The organism is Ruegeria sp. AL3 (genome assembly GCF_056536065.1).
Map to the genome: position 1 here is coordinate 457,817 of NZ_JBQFJG010000001.1, position 18,020 is coordinate 475,836.

The 18,020-nt window shown below is 57.4% G+C and carries 18 protein-coding genes and 1 tRNA gene; 8 read left to right on the forward strand and 11 right to left on the reverse strand.

The genetic code is table 11. The features are described 5' to 3' along the window. Nucleotides 1-67: 67 nt before the first annotated feature. The 4 genes from ACR3E6_RS02315 (at nt 68) to ACR3E6_RS02330 (ending at nt 2,835) form a co-directional block, all read left to right on the forward strand. Nucleotides 68-143 (forward strand) — tRNA-Ala (locus ACR3E6_RS02315). Between the two features lie 1,030 nt (nt 144-1,173). After that, entirely contained in the window at nt 1,174-1,605 is a 432-nt protein-coding gene (locus ACR3E6_RS02320; RefSeq protein WP_171634577.1) for a c-type cytochrome, read from the forward strand. A gap of 10 nt (nt 1,606-1,615) precedes the next feature. After that, complete coding sequence (locus ACR3E6_RS02325) at nt 1,616-1,957, forward strand: copper resistance CopC family protein (RefSeq protein WP_171634580.1); 342 nt, start codon at nt 1,616-1,618, stop codon at nt 1,955-1,957. A gap of 2 nt (nt 1,958-1,959) precedes the next feature. Beyond that, nucleotides 1,960-2,835, forward strand: coding sequence for a copper resistance D family protein (locus ACR3E6_RS02330; protein WP_171722714.1), 876 nt, complete (start codon nt 1,960-1,962; stop codon nt 2,833-2,835). A 265-nt stretch (nt 2,836-3,100) separates the two neighbouring features. On the opposite strand, the gene ACR3E6_RS02335 is transcribed toward ACR3E6_RS02330, so the two are convergent. From ACR3E6_RS02335 to ACR3E6_RS02350, 4 genes are read right to left on the reverse strand one after another with little or no spacing between them, the layout of a single operon-like run. After that, a complete protein-coding gene (locus ACR3E6_RS02335; protein ID WP_480485625.1) occupies nt 3,101-3,883 on the reverse strand; it encodes a dimethylarginine dimethylaminohydrolase family protein in 783 nt (260 codons plus the stop codon). 3 nt (nt 3,884-3,886) lie between these two features. Further along, on the reverse strand, nt 3,887-5,491 hold the full coding sequence (locus tag ACR3E6_RS02340) for a 5-guanidino-2-oxopentanoate decarboxylase (protein ID WP_480485627.1): 1,605 nt from the start codon (nt 5,489-5,491) through the stop codon (nt 3,887-3,889). Then, entirely contained in the window at nt 5,488-6,672 is a 1,185-nt protein-coding gene (locus ACR3E6_RS02345) for a pyridoxal phosphate-dependent aminotransferase (RefSeq protein WP_480485629.1), read from the reverse strand. Before ACR3E6_RS02345 ends, ACR3E6_RS02340 begins: the two co-directional genes overlap by 4 nt. After that, the gene (locus tag ACR3E6_RS02350) at nt 6,669-7,325 is read right to left on the reverse strand and encodes a TetR/AcrR family transcriptional regulator (protein WP_216598219.1); all 657 of its coding nucleotides are present in this window, start codon (nt 7,323-7,325) and stop codon (nt 6,669-6,671) included. Before ACR3E6_RS02350 ends, ACR3E6_RS02345 begins: the two co-directional genes overlap by 4 nt. Nucleotides 7,326-7,402: 77 nt before the next feature. Between ACR3E6_RS02350 and ACR3E6_RS02355 the strand changes: the two genes are divergently transcribed. The 4 genes from ACR3E6_RS02355 to ACR3E6_RS02370 are packed head-to-tail and all read left to right on the forward strand — an operon-like array spanning nt 7,403 to nt 10,558. After that, a complete protein-coding gene (locus ACR3E6_RS02355; RefSeq protein WP_171634592.1) occupies nt 7,403-8,200 on the forward strand; it encodes an ABC transporter ATP-binding protein in 798 nt (265 codons plus the stop codon). Nucleotides 8,201-8,237: 37 nt separating this feature from the next. Then, nucleotides 8,238-9,002 (forward strand): transporter substrate-binding domain-containing protein, encoded by a 765-nt coding sequence (locus ACR3E6_RS02360; protein ID WP_171634594.1) that lies wholly within the window; start codon nt 8,238-8,240, stop codon nt 9,000-9,002. 9 nt (nt 9,003-9,011) lie between these two features. Next, nucleotides 9,012-9,764 carry an ABC transporter permease gene (locus ACR3E6_RS02365; protein WP_152459071.1) on the forward strand — a complete coding sequence of 251 codons (753 nt, stop codon included), beginning with the start codon at nt 9,012-9,014 and terminating at the stop codon, nt 9,762-9,764. Beyond that, nucleotides 9,761-10,558: an ABC transporter permease gene (locus tag ACR3E6_RS02370; RefSeq protein WP_480485632.1), complete on the forward strand. Its 798-nt coding sequence runs from the start codon at nt 9,761-9,763 to the stop codon at nt 10,556-10,558. The genes ACR3E6_RS02365 and ACR3E6_RS02370 overlap by 4 nt, the downstream gene beginning before the upstream one ends. 490 nt (nt 10,559-11,048) lie before the next feature. Here ACR3E6_RS02370 and ACR3E6_RS02375 read toward each other — a convergent pair whose 3' ends face one another. The 7 genes from ACR3E6_RS02375 to ACR3E6_RS02405 form a co-directional block, all read right to left on the reverse strand. Continuing rightward, nucleotides 11,049-11,804 (reverse strand): ABC transporter ATP-binding protein, encoded by a 756-nt coding sequence (locus ACR3E6_RS02375; RefSeq protein ID WP_480485634.1) that lies wholly within the window; start codon nt 11,802-11,804, stop codon nt 11,049-11,051. A 9-nt stretch (nt 11,805-11,813) separates the two neighbouring features. After that, nucleotides 11,814-12,569, reverse strand: a complete 756-nt coding sequence (locus ACR3E6_RS02380) for an ABC transporter ATP-binding protein (protein ID WP_152459074.1) — start codon at nt 12,567-12,569, stop codon at nt 11,814-11,816. A gap of 10 nt (nt 12,570-12,579) precedes the next feature. Then, nucleotides 12,580-13,785 carry a branched-chain amino acid ABC transporter permease gene (locus tag ACR3E6_RS02385; RefSeq protein ID WP_171118889.1) on the reverse strand — a complete coding sequence of 402 codons (1,206 nt, stop codon included), beginning with the start codon at nt 13,783-13,785 and terminating at the stop codon, nt 12,580-12,582. A gap of 3 nt (nt 13,786-13,788) precedes the next feature. Next, nucleotides 13,789-14,820 (reverse strand): branched-chain amino acid ABC transporter permease, encoded by a 1,032-nt coding sequence (locus tag ACR3E6_RS02390; protein ID WP_171118891.1) that lies wholly within the window; start codon nt 14,818-14,820, stop codon nt 13,789-13,791. A 105-nt stretch (nt 14,821-14,925) separates the two neighbouring features. Next, nucleotides 14,926-16,272 carry a substrate-binding protein gene (locus tag ACR3E6_RS02395; RefSeq protein ID WP_171634601.1) on the reverse strand — a complete coding sequence of 449 codons (1,347 nt, stop codon included), beginning with the start codon at nt 16,270-16,272 and terminating at the stop codon, nt 14,926-14,928. Nucleotides 16,273-16,457: 185 nt separating this feature from the next. Next, entirely contained in the window at nt 16,458-16,697 is a 240-nt protein-coding gene (locus ACR3E6_RS02400; RefSeq protein WP_480485636.1) for a hypothetical protein, read from the reverse strand. A 144-nt stretch (nt 16,698-16,841) separates the two neighbouring features. Then, on the reverse strand, nt 16,842-17,828 hold the full coding sequence (locus tag ACR3E6_RS02405) for a zinc-dependent alcohol dehydrogenase family protein (RefSeq protein ID WP_480485638.1): 987 nt from the start codon (nt 17,826-17,828) through the stop codon (nt 16,842-16,844). Nucleotides 17,829-18,020 lie beyond the last annotated feature (192 nt).

Sequence of the window (18,020 nt, forward strand, 5' to 3'; positions counted from 1 at the left end):
TTTTTGGACTTGCACTCGTCGTCACTGTCTCCTAAACGTCCGTCCACCGCATCAGCGGTACCTAGATGGGGCCTTAGCTCAGTTGGGAGAGCGCTTGCATGGCATGCAAGAGGTCAGGGGTTCGACTCCCCTAGGCTCCACCAAAACCTAACAATACAACTAGATAGCAAGCATTAGGGCGGTGTGACACACAGGTGTGACACAAAATGAAGCTGCGTGCGTATCTCTCACTGTCCAGACATGGGATCTATTACTTCCGTTAGCCCCCTGCCCGACACAAAACCAAAACCCCACACTAGACCAAACATCACACGTAGGACCCTTCGTATGTCTTTGCGTACAAGATGCCCTAAAGAGGCTGGTACTCTGGCACGGCGTCTTGCAGCGTGCGGCGACGCAATAAAAAAGCACAAATAACAGTCGGGCATGAACTACGCACAATGATGCCCGGGGTCTCAAGAGTGCTTTGGCAAGGACAAAGGCGCGTGGGATAAATTCAGCCTTTTCAATGAGTCTCAGAGGGAGCGCATGATTGATACCATTCGATACTGCGAATTGAGCCATGAAGACTAAGGTGAGAATGCAGCGCACAAAACCGCATCGCAGACACGGTTTGCTTTTTTGCATCTCAGACCACCAGTAAGCGATCTTGTTCCGGGGGGATGAACTGTATGGCGTTGTCACGGGCGCTCCCGTGCATTAGCGTCCTGCACCATGGTCATCCGGCGATATTCACTTGTTCTATTGGTTGGCGTTCTGGTCATCCTGACCGGCATTGGCGGTGTTGCGCACGCGCTGTCGAAGGGCTGCGTGGGCCTTCACTGTGAGCACCATACGCAACCTTCCGAACACTCTGCATTGGCAACGAGCGAAGACGTCTCGGCTTCAGGTCATCATCATGATCCGGAGAGTTCCGAAACCGGAGAGTGCAATCCCTTTATCTGCCAAGCCGTTGCATTGCCGTTCCAAGTCAGTGAAGATGCCAAGGGTCGGCGTGATACTGACCCGGAGCTCCATGCTGGAACCCAAGTCAAGCTGAGTGAACCGGGCGCAATCTACAGGCCCCCTGACCTTTGAAGCAGCGCAATTCCCTGCGGATGTACGCGACCAGCACGTGCGGCTGTTCGCGATGTGCCGCAGCGTTACTAGCTTCCAAAATGTCAGGACCAATCCATGAATAAAAGTCACTTTCTAATCGGCGCATGCACTGTCGCTGCGGTCGCCGCTTTCATAACTCTTCGCCCTGGTGGAATCGAAGAAGCCACACCGCATGAAACACGCATAGGCGACGCCATGGTCGCAATTCGGATGCCGACCATCGAAGGCAATGCCGCAATCGGCCAGCGTGTTTTTGAGGTCTCCTGCGCGTCATGCCACGGCGCCAACGCGGTCGGTGTAGAGGGTGCGGGGCCGCCCCTGATCCACAAAATATACGAACCCAGTCACCATGCGGATGAAGCCTTTCAGAGGGCGGTTTCACAAGGTGTAAGAAGCCACCATTGGCAATTTGGCGACATGCCGCCCGTGGAGGGGCTGACACGAGGTGACGTTGCCATGGTGATCGCCTACATTCGCGAAATCCAGCGTGCCAACGGAATAAACTGAGGGTAACCCAATGAAGAAGATCATGACATTTGCGCTTATGGTTGCGCTTGCCAACGGCGCACTGGCGCATTCCAAGGTCGAAGAAACAACCCCTGCCAACGGCTCCAGAATAACGGATGTGCCTGCTGAAATTGGCCTCAACTTCTCAAAAAACATCCGGCTGACACGGATAGAGATGGCCCATGAAGAACACTCGGCAGTAAGCTTGGATTTGGGTGACCAGACAAATTTTGGTCAGGCGTTCACGATCCCACTGCCGAGCAATGGAACGGGCACCTATGTCATCGAATGGCGCGGTTTGGGTGAAGACGGCCATGCGATGCAGGGCGCGTTTTCCTTTACCGTGGATTGAGCATGCCAGACATCTGGGCGATTGGCGCGATCCTCGCAAAGCTGGTGCTCTACATCGGCTTTGCGGGCTCCGCCGGGCTTGTGATTGTTGGATGCCTCTATTCCGGCCTTGTCGCGCCGGTGAACCTTGCGATGACGCGCCATGCCAGGGCCTTGGCATGGCTTGCTCTTGTCGCGACAGCAGTTGGCTTCTTGCTTCGTGGGGCCGCCTTGACAGGCGGGGTTGACGGCATGGTCGATCCGAAGATGCTTGGCCTGCTGTGGCAGACATCCGTGGGCGACGCACTTGTTTATCGCCTTTCTGGCGCATCGTTGATCCTTGTGGGGCTGTCCGTTCCTCGCTTTGGTCAGTGGATCGCGCTGTTGGGTGGCACGATCGCTCTGTGGTCGTTTGCGCAGATCGGGCACGTGCCGGAACTGGAGAGCTTTGGTATCCAGCTCCTGCTCCTGCTGCACCTGTTGTGTGTAGCTTTCTGGGTGGGCATCTTCAGCCCGCTGCGGAATCTGGCCCTTGCTCCTGAACACCTGAAGGATGCTGCTGAACTCGGTCATGTCTTTGGGCAAGCTGCCACTTGGCTTGTGCCGGCGTTGATCGTGGCGGGCCTTTGGATGGCCTGGTTGCTTGTCGGCAATCTCCAAGAGCTGCTGTTCACTGGCTACGGGCAGGCGTTGTTGCTCAAAGTGTTTTTTGTGGCGCTGCTGTTGTTTCTTGCCGCCGCAAACAAGCTCCGATTTGTTCCGGCCATGCAAGGTGGAGAGGTCAAGGCAGCGCAACGCCTCGCCCGCTCCATCCAGGTTGAGGCATTGATGGTGTTGGTGGTGCTGGCAACAACGGCAACACTCACGAGTGTTCTGGCGCTTCCGAATTCGGGCCATTAGAGCGGGCCAGACACCGGTGGGCGCGCAGTGTGCAGCAACGGCAGCGGCGGTGCACGATCCGATGCGAACAAGGAAGACAATCCCACTCAGGGCCCGCCGACCCTTGCCGCGGTGCTTAGTCATTGGGCTTTGGCAAACAGGGTTCAAACAGTGCCACCTGCCCGCCTGTCAACCGTAAGAAATCAAGCTTGCTCACCGCCTGTCTTTCGAACCATCAACACGCGACCTGCCGAATTCACTGGGGTCTGAACCCTGCAGCTGCCCCTCAGAACCTTAATGAAAGACAGGACATGCCACCATCAAGCTTTGCACAATCGGTATTGTCAATTTCAACGACCTCATAGCCTTCGCGGTCCAGCATCTCTGCGGTGCGCGGAAACCCAGCGGCCATCAGCACCAGATTGTTGAACCTAATCGCGTTTGCCGCCGCCTCCTCGCCGTCAGCTACATGCAGCACCCGGTAGCCTTCAAAACAGCCCGAAGCGTCCAATCGCCGGGTCGCAAGGATCGTCTCGGCATCCATCAGCGAACAATCCGTTTTGAAGTGCAAAACGCCCTCGGGTGTGAACACTTCCCGCAGTTTGTGACCCCATTCCGAGGTGATTTTCGCCAGTTCCTGAACACCTTCCGCGTCAGTGCGGTCTGACCGGCCCACAAGAATTTCGCGGCCGGTTACAAGGATGTCTCCACCCTCGATATGGCCGGGACCATTGATCTGTGTGACCGTTTCATAGCAGGTCAGCAGTGCCGGGGCGATCTCGGCCACTTCCCCCATTCGCGAAGGCGCGCCCGGCCGCATCAGCACAGCACCCTGCGGCAGGCACAGGGCCGTATCTTCCACAAACTGCGCGTCAGGGAACGCATCCAGGGGATCAAGCTCGATCACCTCGGCCCCGGTGCTTTTCAGTGCTGCCACGTATGCCCCATGCGCGGCCGTCATCCCATCGAAATCCGGGTTTCCGATATCTTCTGCGCGCAATCCGTCAGCGATGGTCGGGGCCGGGCGGCGGGTGATGGCGCGGGAAAACTCAAAAGTTGGGTCTGACATGCTTTAATCTCTCTGAGGTTCGAATTTTCGGGCGGTGACTTCGATCATCGCGGGCCCGCCCATGGACGCCGTTTCGCGTAACGCTTGCGCGATGGACTGCGGCTTATCGGGAACCCTGGTGTGTGGAATGCCAAAGGATCTGGCCGTTGCTGCAAAATCGGGGGGTGTGGGGTCACATCCTATGACCGTCACGCCTGCATCCTGCATCGATGTGGCGATTTCCCGGTACCCGCGATTGTTCCAGATCACGAACGTGACCGGCAGGTTTTCGTCTACTGCGGCCATTGCTTCCGGCATAGAAAACTGCGCCCCGCCATCGCCGACGATGCATATTACCCGCGCCGTTGGATCGGCAATCGACGCACCGATGGCTGCTGGTATGCCATAACCAAGCGCACCATAGCCCGTTACCGCATTGAACCAGCCGCCAGCCCGGTCGTGGTCATAGTAAAGATTGCCGGCATAAATTGGCTGGGTGGAATCCCCGACCATCAGAGCATCCGGAGACGCCGAGCGCATCGCATTCAGTATCTCCACCTGTTGGCGATAATCCGGACCAATCTCCTGCCAGGCCGCATCGCGCGTTTTTCTGGCACGGTCCGCACCGTCGCTTTGCCGTGCCCTCTGCGGCAAGGCCTTACACAGCGCTGGCACAACCAAGCCTACGTCACCTTGAATGGCAATCGCTGCCTCGTGCCGCGAAAGCTGATCGCTGCACCGATCAACCCGTATCAGGTTTGGCAGTTTCGCAAACTGGCCGGTGGCATACATGTCATAATCGGTCGGCCCCAGCTCGGTTCCCAAGGCCAGAACGCAATCGGCGCTTTCCAACAATGCGCGCACCGCGTTCAGGCTGGGGCTGGCCGGAACGGTCAGGGCATGTCCGTGCATCAGGCCGCGCGCGTTGACGGTTTGCACAACAGGGGCACCCAGAGCTTCGGCCAGTGCTTGCAATCCCGCCTCGGCACGTTTCGCGCCGCCGCCCGCCAGAATGACGACTTTCTTTGCCTCAGCCAATTGCCCTGCAGCCTGTCTGATCAATTCCGGGCTGACCGGAGGATCAGGGTCAGGCGTCTCGACTGCTGTTTCCTGATAGTCCGCCGCTGCGACATCCAACGGAACCTCGATATGCGTCGGCCCGCGGCGACCATTGCTGAGGCCGTGAAAAACGCGGTCCAAAACCGGGGCCAGAGCGCTGGGGCCGGTGACCTGTTCGGACACCAACGCAACCGTTTTCGCCAGCCCGATTTGGTCCGGCAATTCGTGCAGATGCCCCAAGCCCTTGCCAAGCGATCCGGTTTTGTTGACGCCGGACACCACCAGCATCGGTATTGAATCGGCCCGCGCCTGCGCCATCGGCGTCAGCGTATTGGTCAATCCGGGGCCGGTGATCACAAAGGCAACACCCGGTTTGCCCGACACACGGGCATAGCCATCGGCCATGAAACCCGCCCCCTGTTCGTGTCTGGGCGTCACATGTCGTATGCCCGAAGCCGCAAGCCCTCGGTACAGTTCCACCGTGTGAACGCCCGGAATTCCGAAGACGCAGGTCACATCCCGCTGGCGCAGCCCGGCAACCAGAGCTTCGCCAACTGTCATACTGCTCATGCGACCTCGCGTGATTTGCTGTTGGCGTGATCGATGATACGGGAAACCGCAGTACCAAAATCCGTGTCATTGATAGTCAAAGCGACCCGCACCCAGTCCTTCAGGCTGTCACCAAAGGCGGATCCCGGCATGACGGCCACCCCGGCCTGTAGCAGATCCCAGGCATAGGCTTCGCCATCCAGCCCGGTGGCAGAGACATTGATGAGTGCGAACATTCCCGCTTCGGGCCGGTGAACAATCAGATCCGTTTCAGCTTCAAGACGATCGGCCAACAGGGTGGCGCGGCCAGAAAAGCGGGCGGCCATCCCGGGGGCAACCTCGGACCCGTCACGGATCGCTTTTTCGGTCATGTCCGCGATGAACGGCTGATTGCCAAAAAGCATGGTCTCGGAATAGGGCAGCAGCGCTTCGCAGAACGCGGCGGGCCCGACACACCAGCCACTGCGGAACCCCGGAGCGGCATGAGACTTCGAGATGGATGATACGCCAATGACACGATCCGCCAGTTCCGGATCTGCCAATGGTGAAACAAATCGTGCACTGTCAAAGATCAGTTCTTCATAGACCTCGTCCGAGATGATCCACAAATCACGCGCAATCGCCAGCTGCCCGATCTCGGCAATGTCCGCGGCGGTCAGGATCGCGCCCGTCGGGTTATGCGGTGTTGTCAGAAGAATGGCGCGGCTGCGCGGAGTGATGCGGGCCGCGATATCTGCGGCCTGCATGCGAAACCCTTTCTCGGGCCGCAGCGGTACGGGTACCATCTCGGCCCCGGATGCACGAATGACACCTTCATAGGTCGCGTACATCGGATCGCCGACCAGAACTACGTCGCCCGCCTCGGCGACCCCGGCCATGGCTGCGAAAAGGGCGGTTTGCGTGCCGGGAAAGCACAGAAAATTCCCGGGCTCGAAAGCCCGCCCGCGAGAGGCAGAATAGCGCGCAGCCAGAGCGTCAAGCAGCCCTGCTTCACCGCGCCCGTTGGAGTACCCTGTCCGCTGCGCCCGCAATGATGCAACGGTGGCTTCGACCAGCACGTCCGGCACCGGAACGTCCGGTTCTCCTATCGTCATTTCGACGATGTCCGCTCCGGCCTTGATAAGGTCGCGGGCTTTCAGATGTACGCCCCATTTGGCGCCACCCAAGCCCGCCAACCGTTCTGTCACCGATGTGGTCTTCATGACTGCTCCACCCCTTTGGTCAATGGAATCCCGACGATGGCGCTGACGGAATCCAAACCGATCCGCGCCAGCTGGCCTTCGGAAAACGCATCCGGAAGCGCGCCCCCTTCCAGCCACAGGCCGTCGATCACCGCGTTGCAGGCGATGGCCAGTTGCATTGCCTCTGACGCGTCAACCGAACGCCCGGCTTCCTGCAATGCCGCGACGATCAGCTTCTCGAGGTGATCCCGGAAATAGTCATAGGTTCGCTGGTGAATGCGCTGCATTTTCGGGTCATGCTGCACCTTGTTCAGGAAACCCGCCCACAACGCCACGGCGCTTGGATCGACGATCGGCTGTCGCAGTGACGCGTCGACGAAGTTGGTCAACTGAGAAACCGCGCTTCCGGTTCCTGATGACGCCGCTGTCTGGTCCGTCAGCGTATTCATGTGGTGCTCATACGCCGCCTGAACCAGTTCGTCCTTGGATGAGAAATAGTGCCGGATCAAACCTTGGGTCACATTCGCACGGGCTGCGATCTCGCGCACCGTGGCACCCCGAACGCCCATCTCGGCGATCAGGTCCAAAGTCGCCAGAATCAGCGCCTCGCGGCGAACCTCGGCAGACTCACGTTTGAATTTGCGGCTTTCGTCCTGCACGTCAGTGTCATCCATGGCACGGAGTTATTATACACTTGCATAATTGCGAGATTCGGGGCTTACTGCAAGCTGAAATCAGAAGATTCTTGGATATGGACACAGCCAAAGCAGTTTCACCCGCACCCGAAACAACCACGCCCGACGAAGCGATCAAGGTTGAGGATCTGCACAAGTCCTTTGGCACGCTGGAGGTTTTGAAAGGCGTATCCCTGACCGCAAACAAGGGGGATGTTGTTGCCATTATCGGGGGGTCAGGCTCTGGAAAATCCACCATGCTGCGCTGCATCAACTTTTTGGAAACGCCGAGTTCCGGAAAGATAACCATCGGCGGGGAACCCGTTGAAATGCACACCGATGGCAGCCCCTCCAACCGCCGCCAGATCGAACGTATCCGCACGCGTCTGGCCATGGTTTTCCAGCAGTTCAATCTGTGGACACACCGCACGCTTCTGGAAAACGTGATCGAAGTGCCAGTGCATGTGCTCAGGGTGCCAAAGGCCCAGGCGATCGCACGGGCGCATGAATTGCTGACGCGGGTGGGCCTTGGCGACAAGGCTGACACCTATCCGGCCTATCTTTCGGGTGGTCAGCAACAGCGCGCCGCCATTGCCCGGGCGCTTGCGGTCGATCCTTCGGTGATGCTTTTCGATGAACCGACGTCGGCGCTTGATCCCGAGCTTGTTGGCGAAGTTCTGACCGTGATCCGCGATCTTGCCGCCGAAGGGCGCACAATGCTGCTTGTCACCCATGAAATGAAATTCGCACGCGAAGTCGCAGACCACGTTGTCTATCTCTTCGAGGGCCGCATCGAAGAGCAGGGCCCACCTGCCGAGGTCTTCGGAAACCCAAAATCAGAGCGCCTTAAGCAGTTCCTCAGCTCGGTCGCCTGAACCTAAAAAACAAAATGAACCAAAAGGGAGTATCAAAATGAACGTCAAGAAACTGCTCGCGTCCGGCCTTGCCGCCGCTGTCCTTTCGGCTGGTATCGCCAGTGCAGAAGAGGTCAAGATCGGCATCGCAGCCGAACCTTACCCGCCATTCGCGTCGCTGGACAGTTCAGGCAATTGGGTCGGCTGGGAAATCGATGTCATCAATGCGGTCTGCGCCGCTGCGGAACTTGACTGTGTCATCACGCCGGTCGCCTGGGATGGTATCATCCCGTCGCTGACCGGACAGCAGATCGACGCCATCATGGCATCTATGTCGATCACCGAAGAGCGGCTGAAAACCATTGATTTCAGCGATCCTTACTACAACACACCTGCCGTCATCGTCGCGGACAAATCGATGGATATCGAAGCGACCCCCGAGTCGCTGGCCGGTAAGGTTGTCGGCGTTCAGGCGTCGACCATCCACCAGGCTTATGCGCAGGAATATTTCAAGGATTCCGAACTGAAGGTTTATCAAACTCAGGATGAGGCCAACCAGGACCTGTTCGCAGGTCGTATTGACGCCACTCAGGCCGACAGTATTGCCATGGCGGACTTCGTGAACTCGGATGCCGGGGCATGCTGTGAAATCAAAGGCGCCGTCGCAGATGATCCGGCCATCCTGGGCCGGGGTGTTGGTGCGGGTGTTCGCAAGGGCGACGATGACCTGCTTGCAGCGCTGAACAAGGGCATCGCGGCAATTCTTGCCGATGGAACGCACGAGAAGATCACTTCGAACTATTTCTCGGCCAGCATCTACTAAGCGGCTGCCGTGACCGGACTGTTGGAATCGCTTGGATTGGCGCAGAGCGCAGAGCTTCTGTCGCTGTCGCCACCGGGTTGGGGGGGCAATCTGCTGCGCGGATTGTCCCACTCATTGCAGATCGCTTTTGGTGCATATGCGCTCGGCCTCGTGATCGGATTGTTCGGAGCCTATGGCAAGCTTTATGGCGGGAAGGTCACGCGCGATCTTCTTGCCATCTACACGACCGTGATCCGGGCCGTGCCGGAACTGGTCCTGATCCTGATCCTGTATTACGTGGGATCTGACATCATCAACAAAATCTCCGCTGCAATGGGTGGAGGTCGGGTCGAGGTCAATGGCGTCGCTGCGGGCATTTGGGTTCTGGGCGTTGTACAGGGCGCATATGCAACCGAGATCCTGCGCGGAGCCATACAGGCGGTTCCACCCGGACAGATCGAGGCCGCCAAATCCTACGGGATGCCCGCCTTCATGACCATGCGCCGCGTGACGATCCCCGCCATGATGAGCTTTGCCGTACCCGGCCTGGCCAACTTGTGGCTGATCGCCACCAAGGACACCGCCCTGCTCGCGGTCGTGGGATTCAACGAACTGACACTGGAAACCCGGCAGGCCGCCAGCAGCACACGCGCCTATTTCACCTTCTTTCTGGCGGCGGGTTTTCTCTATCTCATGGTCACCCTGTTTTCGGGCGCCATCTTCGCGCGGATCGAAAAATGGGCGCGTCGCGGTCAACCTTCTCTGAAAGGAGGTGGCAGATGATCGATCTCAGGTCTTTGATGCAACCCCATCGCATCGTGATGATGCTGATCTTTGCCGGGATCGTGATCTGGTGTGCCATGTCTTTGCGATGGGACTGGTTGCCAAAATACGCCCCGCTTGCCTTGCAGGGAATCTGGACCACGCTCTGGCTGCTTGTTGTCACCGTCGTTCTCGGATTTCTGCTGGCCGTACCACTCGGGTTGGCCCAAGCCGTTGGACCCTGGTACCTTGCGGCCCCCGCCAAGGCGTTTTGCACCATCATTCGGGGCACACCCCTGCTTTTGCAGCTTTGGTTGCTGTATTATGGCCTCGGCTCATTGTTCCCTCAATTCCCCTGGATACGATCGTCCGAGCTTTGGCCGTATCTGCGTCAGGCCTGGCCTTATGCGGTGCTGGCACTAACGCTTTCCTATGCCGGCTACGAAGGTGAGGTAATGCGCGGAGCCTTCAAAGGCGTCGCCAAAGGTCAGCTGGAGGCGGCAAAGGCGTTTGGCATGCCCAGGCTGACAATGTTCCGCCGCATCTGGCTACCGCAGGCAATCCGCAACGTTCTGCCAACCCTGGGCGGTGAAACCATCCTCCAGTTAAAGGCGACGCCTTTGGTCGCCACGATTACGGTGGTTGATATCTATGCCGTGTCATCGCGGGTGCGGTCCGACACGTTCATCATCTACGAGCCGCTCATCCTGCTGGCCGTATTCTACATTCTCGTTGCCGGTATTATTGCCCTGATGTTCCACTGGCTGGAAGTGAAGGTGCTGGGAACCGGACACCGAAATGGGCCAGCCGGATAGTACAAGCCGGAAGTAAAGCGAGACACACTGGCCTATTCCGGGCACAGGTTTCGTCGGCGCGTTTTCAGGCCGATTGAAACCATGGGCACACGATCACGACGGTTGCCCGGAATGGCTAGGGGAATGTTTACCTTGCAGCCTCTGCGGCGAAGGCACTGGCAGCCCAGGGGCAGAGCCTGACTTTCTTATCCATTGCACAACGACCTGGAACACCGCGGCGCAATCTTCTGGTCGGCGCAGTGGCGGATGTCGCGAAGCATTGCAAACTTGCCCCCTCGTCCTTTGGGGCGCGTTGCACGAGGCGCGCATTCAGCGCAGGCCCGACAGAACCTAATGCCGCAAACCCGCATTCGGATTTGAGCCGACGACCATCATTTTTCGGGGTGAAACACCCTTGATCGCGAATGGGCAGTATCTGCCCTGAACGCGGGTCATGGTGAGCCACGAACTGGTGATACCCATCGGGTCTGTTTGCCAATCAGAACAACGCTCAGATCGCCAGATACTCCTCACGAAGATTGGTGTCCTCAAGCACTTCTTTTGCCGTTCCGTCGAACACGATGGTACCGGTGTCAAGAATGATCGCGCGGTCCGCCAACTCCAAAGCGCGCACGGCGTTCTGTTCAACGATGATCGTGGTCATACCCTGCTGCTTGACATGTATGAGGGTTTTTTCGATTTCGTCGACGATAACAGGCGCCAAACCTTCATACGGCTCATCCAAAAGCAGTACCTTGATGTCCCTGGCAAGCGCTCTGGCGATTGACAGCATCTGCTGTTCGCCACCCGACAATGTAATCCCTTCCTGCTTCCTGCGCTCACCGAGACGCGGAAACAGCTCGTAAAGCCGTTCAAGGGACCATCCGATCGGAGGAGCAATCTGTGCAAGTTGCAGATTTTCTTCGACTGTCAGGCCGGGAATAATGCGCCTGTCTTCCGGTACAAGACCAAGGCCAGCCGCTGCTGCTTCATAGCTTGTCATGTTGTGCAGCGGTTTGTGGTCCAACCAGATTTCGCCATGTCTTACTTCGGGTTCTGCGACCCTTGCAATCGAGCGCAGTGTCGAGGTTTTGCCCGCACCGTTTCGCCCAAGAAGAGCAAGAATCTCGCCTTCATGCACATTGAAGCTGACACCCTGCACGATATAGCTTTCTCCGTAATAGGAGTGCATATCCCAAACGGAAAGAAACGCAGGGGCGGTGCTGGCCAGATTGGCGTTTTTCGAAAAGTCAGGTTTCTCGTTCATAGCGTTTCCTTACGCAGCCTCGCCCAGATAGGCTTCGCGAACCTTTGGGTTTCCGCGGATGTTTTCAGGAGTATCTTCAACCAGGGGTGTCCCCTGGGCCAGAACAGTGATGCGTTCGGCAAGGCTGAAGACAACATGCATGTCATGCTCGATGATCGCGATGGTGATGTCGCGTTCTTCCTTGATCTGTTTCAGCAGGTCGATCGTGTTGTTGGTATCCGCCCTCGCCATCCCCGCCGTCGGTTCGTCCAGCAGCAACAGCCTCGGATTCTGGCTGAGGCACATGCCAATCTCGAGCCGGCGCTTGTCGCCGCGCGACAGCGAGGCCGCATGCATCTCACGCTTGTCGGCCATGTTCATCTCTTCCAGCATGGCTTCGGCTTGTTCAACAACAGCTTTTTCGTTGGCGATGGTCTCGTATGCATGCATCCGGAACGCGCCATCCCGCATGGCGAAGATCGGAATCAACATGTTCTCCATCACCGTCAATTCACCAAAAATCTCTGGTGTTTGAAACACGCGGCTTATGCCCATCTGGTTGATCTGGAAGGGTTCAAGCCCCAAGACCGATGCGTTGTCGAACAATACGGACCCGGTATCTGGCATGAGCTTGCCAACCAGACAATTCAGCAAGGTCGACTTGCCCGCACCATTGGGCCCGATGATTGCGTGAACCGAATTCTCCTCGACGCTGAGATTCACATCCGTGAGCGCCTTGAGGCCGCCGAAGCGCTTGCTGACGTCTTTGACTCTTAGAATTGCCATGGCTCGCCCCTTATTCCGCCGGTTCCGTTTTGCCCGACGTCGCGTCGTCGGATTTTGATTTCTTGCGCTTGAGCCGGTTCAGCAAACGCTGACCACCTTCGACAAGACCACCCGGCAAGTAGATAACGACAAGCATGAAAAGAATGCCCAGCGTCAGATGCCATCCCTTGCCGATGAACGGATGGATCAAGAAAACCACAGCGTCCTCCAGCCCGTCAGGCAGGAATGCAAACCAGCTGTGCAACACGTTGTCGTTGATCTTCGAGAAAATATTTTCGAAGTACTTGATGAAGCCTGCACCCAGCACCGGCCCGATCAGTGTGCCGGTGCCGCCCAGGATCGTCATCAGAACGACCTCGCCCGATGCGGTCCACTGCATGCGTTCGGCACCTGCCAGCGGGTCCATTGCGGCCATCAGCCCACCAGCCAGGCCGGCATACATGCCCGAGATGACAAAAGCTGCCAGCGTGTACGGTTTCGAGTTCAGGCCAGTGTAGTTCATCCGCTGCTGGTTTGATTTGACGGCCCGCAGCATCATCCCGAAAGGTGAACGAAAAATTCGGATGGACAGATAGAATACCACCATCATGATCACCGCACACAGATAGTATCCCGCGTTGAAATCAAAACTCCATGCGCCCACGTCCAGCGTGTAGGTTGCGCGCATCGGCAACCCGAACAGATGCGGCAGGTCCGGCGAGTTCGCCCCTTGCAGAATCTGTGGATCATCCGCGTAAACCTGCAATCCCGTTTCCCCGTTCGTCAGGTTGAACTTGGGGTTGGACAACACCGAATAAGCCAACGCAAAGCTCATCTGGGCGAAGGCCAGCGTGAGGATCGAAAAATAGATGCCCGACCGGCGCAGGCTGACAAATCCGATCAGCAATGAGAATACCCCGGCGACCACAACGCTGAGTGCGATGGCCGGGATGATGTTGTAACTCAGCAGCTTGAACATCCATACGGCGGAATAGGATCCAACGCCCAGAAAGGCCGCATGTCCGAATGACAGGTATCCGGTAAGGCCGAACAGGATGTTGAAGCCGATGGCAAAGATGCCAAAGATGACAAAGCGCTGCATCAGATCCGGATAGCCCGCGTTGAACTGCGCCATGGCGCTGCCTTCGGGGAACGGATTCAGGATGAAGGGCGCCAGCATCGTAAGGATGCCGACGATGATCAGCAGGCTGGTGTCTTTTTTGTTCAGTCCCAACATCGATTATTCCTCCATCACGCCTTTGCGTCCCATCAAACCGCGCGGGCGTGTGAGCAGCACAATAATGGCAACAAGGTAGATGATGATTTGGTTGATGCCCGGGATCGTCGTCGTGGCCCAGGTCGTAGAGGCGAAGCTTTCGAGAATGCCCAGCAGAAAGCCAGCCAGCACGGCGCCGGGAAGAGACCCCATGCCGCCAACGACAACCACAACGAAACTGAGGACCAGAAAATCCATCCCCATGTGATAGTTTGGTGGGTTGAGCGGCCCGTACATGACGCCCGCCAAACCGGCCACCGCGGCAGCAATACCGAACATGATCGTAAAACGCCGGTCGATGTTGATCCCCAGCAGGCCAACAGTTTCGCGATCCGCCATGCCGGCGCGCACAACCATGCCGAAGGTGGTGAATTGCAGGAATGAGAAGACGGCACCGATTATGGCAACTGCAAAGCCAAAATAGACGAGGCGCCAGATCGGGTAGATGATCGCGTTGGGATCAAACCCGATCATTGTGCCAAGGTCGATAGAGCCACTCAGCGCGTCGGGCGGCGGGGTCTGGATGGGGTTGGCACCAAAGAAATACTTTACGATTTCCTGCAACACGATCGCCAGGCCGAACGTGACAAGGATCTGGTCCGCGTGGGGGCGCTTGTAGAAATGCTTGATAAGCCCGCGTTCCATCACATAGCCAACCGCCAGCATGATCGGGATCGCAAACAGGATGGCCAATGGAACGGACCAGTCGATAATCGTCGCCCCAAACTCCGGGCCGAACCACGCCTCGACATAAGGTGTTTCCACTTTCAGCGGGTTGCCAAGAAAGTCGGTTTGGCTCTCGTCGATGGTTACAAAGCTCAGGTTCATGAGCTTTTGCAAAGTGACGGCACAGAACGCACCGATCATGAACAGGGCCCCATGGGCAAAGTTCACAACGCCGAGCGTCCCAAAAATAAGCGTCAGCCCCAGCGCAATCAGCGCATAAGCCGACCCTTTGTCCAGACCGTTCAGAATTTGCAATAGGATGGCGTCCATTGGCCCACCTCAGGGTTGGTCAGTGTGAATTGAGTGGCACAACAGGATCAACCCTGCTGTAGATGTCTGGCCACCATTTTGGCAGCCAGACTTTGATACGCGGTCTTATGCGCCCGGGTTACACTCACCCAGTGCGCCACCGGCAAACATCGGATGCTCCGGATCGTATTCGACCTGCGCGCGTGGGGTGATCTCGACGATCTCCAGCGTGTCATAGGCGTTGGTCGGGTTCATGTTGCCACGCACGACCAGCACGTCTTTGAAGCACTGGTGGTCATCGGCGCGGTACAGGGTCGGACCGTTACCCAGCCCGTCGAACTCGAAGCCTTCCAGGGCCTCGACGACGCCGCATGGGTTGAAGGTGCCGGCGCGCTCGCACGCATCCGCGTACAGCAGAACCTGAGCATAGCAGGTCTGGGCCGAGTTGGACGGCGGCTTGCCGTATTTCTCGCCGAAGGATTTCACGAAGGCTTTTGTGCCTTCATCCTGCAACTGCCAGTTCCAGTTCATTGAACCCAGCACGCCCTTGATGTTCTCGCCCGCACCGGCGGCCATCAGCTCCGAATACAGCGGCACGACGATCTTGAAGTCCTTGCCGTTGGCAACTTTGTCGAGCAGGCCGAACTGAATCGCGTTGGTCAGCGAATTCACCATATTGCCGCCATAGTGGTTCAGAACCAGAACATCCGCGCCCGAGTTCAGAACCGGAGTGATGTAGGACGAGAAGTCTGTTGACGCGAGCGGCGTTTTGACGGTGTTGACCGTTTCCCATCCCAGGGCTTCGGTTGAGGCGACGATCGACTCTTCCTGGGTCCAGCCCCAGTTGTAGTCCGCCGTCAGGTGATAGGCGCGGCGGTCGTTGCCCATCTCGGCAGCCAGCACCGGCGCAAGCGCAGCGCCCGACATGTAGGCGTTGAAGAAATGGCGGAAACCATTGGCCTTCTTGTCCTTGCCGGTGGTGTCGTTGGCATGGGTCAGACCTGCCATAAAGATCACACCTGCTTCTTGACACAGGCCCTGAACCGCAACGGCCACGCCCGAGGACGACCCGCCGTTGATCATGATCGCACCGTCTTTTTCGATCATCGACTTTGCTGATGCACGCGCGGCGTCCGACTTGGTCTGGGTGTCACCTGTGACGAACTCGACCTTCTTGCCGAGGATGCCATTACCCTTCAGCGCCTTCGACGTGAAGGTGTTCAGGCAACCGCCGTCACCCTCTCCGTTCAGGTGTTCCACCGCCAGCTGTTGCGCCAGCAGCTCGTCATTGCCCTCTTCCGCATACGGCCCGGTCTGGGGAACATTGAAGCCCAGGGTCACGGACCCTCCGGTTGGTTCGTTGGTGTAAGCGGCCGCCGACGAAGCCGTGAAGATCGTAGGCAGGGCCAGACCGGTGCCTGCAACGGCACCAGACTTCAACACGCCGCGGCGTGTGACAGATTTATTGGTCATTAATTCCTCCCATTTCCCTTTCTCTCGTCGTCTGGCTCCTCTTCCAGCAGACGAAAGCGCACTTATGTGCATTTCAATAATGGAAAGGCGGTGGAAAATTTCACAACAAATTACTGGATTTGAAACAAAATTTTGTAAACGTCTTGACGAAAACCAAGATCGTTTGAAAAACTTTTTTGTTTGATTTAATTTAAAAACATATTTTTCATATATTTAAATGTAAATATCAATGACACGGTTGTCAGGCATGACACCAATATTCGTTCTCTGCGGCACCAAAAGCCGATTTGCAATACAAAACCAGCATTTTCAACACACTGAATGGAAACAAGCTCTTCGCTCATCTGACGGTCCAGTTTGATTGTTGGCGCATGATCGTCCACGAGTCCGCCGGTATGATCATATCCTGCACGCGTGGGCGACATCCCAGTACGCTGAGCGGTCTTTCGTGTTCCGGTGTTTCGTCCATTCCACGATCAGGATCCGTTTGCCTAAGCCACCACCCTAATTTCGGATGCTGACGTCCGCTGTGACTTGTCAAGCCGGTGCAGAGCGCGACAGACCATTGGTCAGGGAACCAATACCGCTGCCCCTTGCAATCGTCCGGCGCTCAGATCCGCGAGGGCTGTGTTGGCGTCCTTCAGTGAATATCTTTGGGTCCGTGTCCGGATGCCAGCGGCTTGGGCCATTGCAAAAAACGCCTCACCATCCTGGCGCGTCAGGTTTGCGACAGACAGGATTTGGCGTTCCCCCCAAAGATCGCTGTAGGGAAAGGACGGAATGTCGCTCATGTGAATTCCGCCGCAAACCACGCGGCCGCCCTTGCGGACAGCTTGCAGCGCTTTGGGCACAAGGGCCCCGACAGGTGCGAATATGATTGCAGCATCCAGTTCCACCGGTGGTCGCTCGTCAGACCCACCAGACCAAACCGCACCAAGATCACGCGCAAACTCCTGTGCCTCGATATCGCCGGGCCGGGACAGCGCATATACATTCCGGCCCTGCCAGACGGCCAGTTGTGCAAGGATATGCGCGGCAGCTCCGAAGCCATAAAAGCCGATTTCCTTGGCATCCTGGGCCATTCGCAGACAGCGAAACCCGATAAGCCCGGCACATAACAACGGCGCCAGTGCAACCGGATCGGCAATCTCTGGCAGGGCAAAAACATACCGTGCATCCGCAAGGCAGGCTTCGGCAAATCCTCCGTTTCGCGTGTATCCCGTGAACACCGGCGCGTCACACAGGTTTTCCTGTGCGCGATGGCAATACGGACATTTCCCACATGTGGATCCAAGCCATGGCACACCCACGCGCTGACCGGCATCCAGCCCTGTAACGGCATCCCCCTTTCGCATGATCCGCCCAACGATTTCGTGGCCCGGAACCAGTGGAAGTTCAGGATGTTCGAGGTCACCATCGACGATGTGAAGATCCGTTCGGCAAACACCACAAGCCTCGATCTGGATTTCGATGTCATGAGGGCCCGGCGTCGGAAGTTCGATGTCTTCCAGTCTCAGCGCGCGGCCGGGCTCGTTCAAAACCATTGCGCGTGTCATGGTCCAACTCTCCAGATACATCCGCCCGAAATCATCTGTGTATTGCCTCTTTTCGTTGCATATTGCGGGCTTGGCGTTCGACTAACCCGCAAATGTGGCACAGGGTTTCGACGACCTGCACGATAACACACCTGCGCCGCAGCAAGGCTTGATCCATCGCAAAGTCCCAGATCCAACCGAGCGACCAAAATC